The 5,578-nt window shown below is 54.9% G+C and carries 3 rRNA genes; all 3 read right to left on the reverse strand.

The features are described from left to right. Positions 1–7: 7 nt before the first annotated feature. Positions 8–124: ribosomal RNA gene (rrf, locus tag BMH31_RS03280) — 5S ribosomal RNA — on the reverse strand. 127 nt (positions 125–251) lie between these two features. Further along, positions 252–3,357 (reverse strand): 23S ribosomal RNA (locus BMH31_RS03285). Positions 3,358–3,822: 465 nt separating this feature from the next. Further along, a 16S ribosomal RNA gene (locus BMH31_RS03290) occupies positions 3,823–5,345 on the reverse strand. Together the 16S, 23S and 5S rRNA genes form the textbook arrangement of a ribosomal RNA operon. Positions 5,346–5,578: the final 233 nt, after the last annotated feature.

Raw genomic sequence — 5,578 nt, forward strand, 5'->3', positions numbered from 1 at the left:
AAAAGGGGTCCGGCGGTGTCCTACTCTCCCACACCCTCCCGAGTGCAGTACCATCGGCGCAGTCAGCCTTAGCTTCCGGGTTCGGAATGTAACCGGGCGTTTCCCTGACGCTATAACCGCCGTAACTCTATTGACATACCAAAACCATCACCACCCACACCCCACAAGAAGGAGCGAGCGGCGGGTTCTTGGCCGTACGTCAAGAACCACAAAGTGGACGCGAACAATCACAACAGGAAATTCTGAAAGTGTAAATCAAGTCATCGGCTTATTAGTACCAGTCAGCTCCATGAGTTACCCCACTTCCACATCTGGCCTATCAACCCAGTCGTCTACTGGGAGCCTCACACACACAAGGTGTACGGAAATCTCATCTCGAGGCCGGCTTCCCGCTTAGATGCTTTCAGCGGTTATCCATCCCGAACGTAGCCAACCAGCCATGCCCTTGGCAGAACAACTGGCACACCAGAGGTTCGTCCAACCCGGTCCTCTCGTACTAGGGTCAGATCCTCTCAAATTTCCAACGCGCGCAGCGGATAGGGACCGAACTGTCTCACGACGTTCTAAACCCAGCTCGCGTACCGCTTTAATGGGCGAACAGCCCAACCCTTGGGACCAACTCCAGCCCCAGGATGCGACGAGCCGACATCGAGGTGCCAAACCATGCCGTCGATATGGACTCTTGGGCAAGATCAGCCTGTTATCCCCGAGGTACCTTTTATCCGTTGAGCGACAGCGCTTCCACAAGCCACTGCCGGATCACTAGTCCCGACTTTCGTCCCTGCTCGACCTGTCAGTCTCACAGTCAAGCTCCCTTGTGCACTTACACTCGCCACCTGATTGCCAACCAGGTTGAGGGAACCTTTGGGCGCCTCCGTTACTTTTTGGGAGGCAACCGCCCCAGTTAAACTACCCACCAGGCACTGTCCCAAGACCCGATCAGGGTCCGTAGTTAGATATCCAGAATGACCAGAGTGGTATTTCAACAATGACTCCACGAACACTGGCGTGCCCGCTTCACAGTCTCCCACCTATCCTACACAAGTCACACCGAATACCAATACCAAGCTGTAGTAAAGGTCACGGGGTCTTTCCGTCCTGCTGCGCGTAACGAGCATCTTTACTCGTAATGCAATTTCGCCGAGTTCATGGTGGAGACAGCTGGGAAGTCGTTACGCCATTCGTGCAGGTCGGAACTTACCCGACAAGGAATTTCGCTACCTTAGGATGGTTATAGTTACCACCGCCGTTTACTGGGGCTTAAATTCAAAGCTTCGACCGAAGTCTAACCTCTCCTCTTAACCTTCCAGCACCGGGCAGGCGTCAGTCCGTATACGTCCACTTGCGTGTTAGCACGGACCTGTGTTTTTAGTAAACAGTCGCTTCCCACTGGTCTCTGCGGCCACCACACCCTTTCCCAAGCAAGTTGGTATAAGCGGATGGCCCCCCTTCTCCCGAAGTTACGGGGGCATTTTGCCGAGTTCCTTCACCACGATTCTCTCGATCTCCTTAGTATTCTCTACCTGACCACCTGAGTCGGTTTGGGGTACGGGCGGCTAAAACCTCGCGTCGATGCTTTTCTCGGCAGCATAGGATCACTGACTTCCCCATACGGGTCCCCATCACATCTCACCCAAAGCCTCTAAATATTACTCAGAGACGGGCTACATGCTTAGCCCGGGACAACCATCGCCCGGGACCAGCTACCTTCCTGCGTCACACCTGTTAATACGCTCACCTCACCAGATCGGGTTCGCAACCTCCACACCCACAGAACCCGAAGGCTCAAAGGATGCTTCACCTGCTTAGCACTCCTGGATCAGCGTTTGACGGTTCTTCGCCGGTACGGGAATATCAACCCGTTGTCCATCGACTACGCCTGTCGGCCTCGCCTTAGGTCCCGACTTACCCAGGGCAGATTAGCTTGACCCTGGAACCCTTGGTCTTCCGGAGGACGGGTTTCTCACCCGTCTTTCGCTACTCATGCCTGCATTCTCACTCGTGTGGCATCCACGACTGGATCACTCCGCCGCTTCACTCGCCACACGACGCTCTCCTACCCATCCATACGGCTGAACCACGAAGGCTTGCCTCAGTACGAATGCCACAACTTCGGTGGCGTGCTTGAGCCCCGTTACATTGTCGGCGCGGAATCACTTGACCAGTGAGCTATTACGCACTCTTTCAAGGGTGGCTGCTTCTAAGCCAACCTCCTGGTTGTCACAGCAACTCCACATCCTTTTCCACTTAGCACGCGCTTTGGGACCTTAGTTGGTGATCTGGGTTGTTTCCCTCTCGACTATGAAGCTTATCCCCCACAGTCTCACTGCTGCGCTCTCACTTACCGGCATTCGGAGTTTAGCTGACGTCAGTAACCTTGTAGGGCCCATCGGCCATCCAGTAGCTCTACCTCCGGCAAGAAACACGCAACGCTGCACCTAAATGCATTTCGGAGAGAACCAGCTATCACGAAGTTTGATTGGCCTTTCACCCCTATCCACAGCTCATCCCCTCAGTTTTCAACCTAAGTGGGTTCGGTCCTCCACGACGTCTTACCGTCGCTTCAACCTGGCCATGGATAGATCACTTCGCTTCGGGTCTAGGACATGCGACTGAACCGCCCTATTCAGACTCGCTTTCGCTACGGCTACCCCACACGGGTTAACCTCGCCACATATCGCTAACTCGCAGGCTCATTCTTCAAAAGGCACGCTGTCACACCTACAAGGGTGCTCCAACGGATTGTAAGCAAACGGTTTCAGGTACTATTTCACTCCCCTCCCGGGGTACTTTTCACCTTTCCCTCACGGTACTAGTCCGCTATCGGTCATCTGGGAGTATTTAGGCTTATCAGGTGGTCCTGACAGATTCACACGGGATTTCTCGGGCCCCGTGCTACTTGGGATACACACCACGCGGTAAAACCATTTCAGATACGGGGCTCTCACCCTCTCCGGCCGCCCCTTCCAAGGCGTTCTCCTATAGCTTCACTCTCACGCTCGAGACTCAGCAGCGTCTCACGGCATGTCCCACAACCCCCAACGTGCAACCCCTGCCAGGTATCACACACGCTAGGTTTAGCCTCTTCCGGTTTCGCTCGCCACTACTCCCGGAATCACATGTTGTTTTCTCTTCCTGTGGGTACTGAGATGTTTCACTTCCCCACGTTCCCTCTACCCGCCCTATATATTCAGGCGGGAGTCACCAGGCACGCACGCGCCCTGGCGGGGTTTCCCCATTCGGAAATCCTCGGATCATAGCTCGTTTATCAACTCCCCGAGGCTTATCGCAGATTACGACGTCCTTCTTCGGCTCCAGATGCCAAGGCATCCACCGTTTGCTCTTCGAAACTTGAAATCACATAAGTATCAGAAACGCCCACACCAACCCAACGGGCCAGCGTGAGCAAATTTTTGACCAGTGAGCAGACACCGCCCGAAGGCGATGTCCAGCTCAAGAACCAGTACAAGTACTGGTTCGAAGATGCTCGCGTCCACTGTGTAGTTCTCAACGTACGGTCGATCCCACCCCCGCAAGCAACACGTCTTACGGACGAGGGTCAGAGACCCAGTCACCCACACCCCAAAAAAGGGCGCAGCCGGCTGGTCCTCCAGGACCCAATAGTATGCACCTGTAAGCCTTGGCCTCCCCCACCCATCCGTTCCAACAGCGCCTCCACGAGGAAGACGCTGCGTACTAAAACAGGCGACGAAAATCAAGACTTGTCTTGTCGAATGTTCCACCCATGAGCAGCCAGCACCACACGTTCGGTGATGATCTGGCCATTCTGCGGAACCCCGTAGGGCTCCGAGTGCTCCTTAGAAAGGAGGTGATCCAGCCGCACCTTCCGGTACGGCTACCTTGTTACGACTTAGTCCTAATCACCAGTCCCACCTTCGACGGCTCCCTCCACAAGGGTTAGGCCACCGGCTTCGGGTGTTACCGACTTTCATGACTTGACGGGCGGTGTGTACAAGGCCCGGGAACGTATTCACCGCAGCGTTGCTGATCTGCGATTACTAGCGACTCCGACTTCATGGGGTCGAGTTGCAGACCCCAATCCGAACTGAGACCGACTTTTTGGGATTCGCTCCACCTCGCGGTATCGCAGCCCTTTGTATCGGCCATTGTAGCATGCGTGAAGCCCAAGACATAAGGGGCATGATGATTTGACGTCATCCCCACCTTCCTCCGTGTTGACCACGGCAGTATCCCATGAGTTCCCACCATAACGTGCTGGCAACATAGGACGAGGGTTGCGCTCGTTGCCGGACTTAACCGAACATCTCACGACACGAGCTGACGACAACCATGCACCACCTGTATACGAGTGTCCAAAGAGTTGACCATTTCTGGCCCGTTCTCGTATATGTCAAGCCTTGGTAAGGTTCTTCGCGTTGCATCGAATTAATCCGCATGCTCCGCCGCTTGTGCGGGCCCCCGTCAATTCCTTTGAGTTTTAGCCTTGCGGCCGTACTCCCCAGGCGGGGAACTTAATGCGTTAGCTACGACACAGAAACCGTGGAACAGTCCCTACATCTAGTTCCCAACGTTTACGGCATGGACTACCAGGGTATCTAATCCTGTTCGCTCCCCATGCTTTCGCTCCTCAGCGTCAGTTACGGCCCAGAGATCTGCCTTCGCCATCGGTGTTCCTCCTGATATCTGCGCATTCCACCGCTACACCAGGAATTCCAATCTCCCCTACCGCACTCTAGCTTGCCCGTACCCACTGCAGGCCCGAGGTTGAGCCTCGGGTTTTCACAGCAGACGCGACAAGCCGCCTACGAGCTCTTTACGCCCAATAATTCCGGACAACGCTTGCACCCTACGTATTACCGCGGCTGCTGGCACGTAGTTAGCCGGTGCTTTTTCTGCAGGTACCGTCACTTTCGCTTCTTCCCTACTAAAAGAGGTTTACAACCCGAAGGCCGTCATCCCTCACGCGGCGTTGCTGCATCAGGCTTGCGCCCATTGTGCAATATTCCCCACTGCTGCCTCCCGTAGGAGTCTGGGCCGTGTCTCAGTCCCAGTGTGGCCGGTCACCCTCTCAGGCCGGCTACCCGTCGTCGCCTTGGTGAGCCATTACCTCACCAACAAGCTGATAGGCCGCGAGTCCATCCCGAACCGATAAATCTTTCCACCCACACACCATGCGGTGATGGGACATATCCAGTATTAGACGCCGTTTCCAGCGCTTATCCCAGAGTTCGGGGCAGGTTACTCACGTGTTACTCACCCGTTCGCCACTCTTCCACCCAGCAAGCTGGGCTTCATCGTTCGACTTGCATGTGTTAAGCACGCCGCCAGCGTTCGTCCTGAGCCAGGATCAAACTCTCCGTAAAGAAACAAAGCAGAACCACCAGCGGAATAAGCCGGGGCCTGCGAGTTTGACCTGACAAAAACAAACATCATTACTGACGTTCAATTTGTCCAAAAGGAATCGCCATTCACCCACACCCCAAAGGGCGCAGATGGACGGGATAATAAATTGGCATTTGACAATCAAGTGCACACTATTGAGTTCTCAAGGACCAGACGCCCCCCGTACTCGCCAAAGCTTTCCGAAAGACAACCT

It is taken from the genome of Leucobacter sp. OLIS6 (genome assembly GCF_002752355.1).
Lineage (GTDB): Bacteria > Actinomycetota > Actinomycetes > Actinomycetales > Microbacteriaceae > Leucobacter.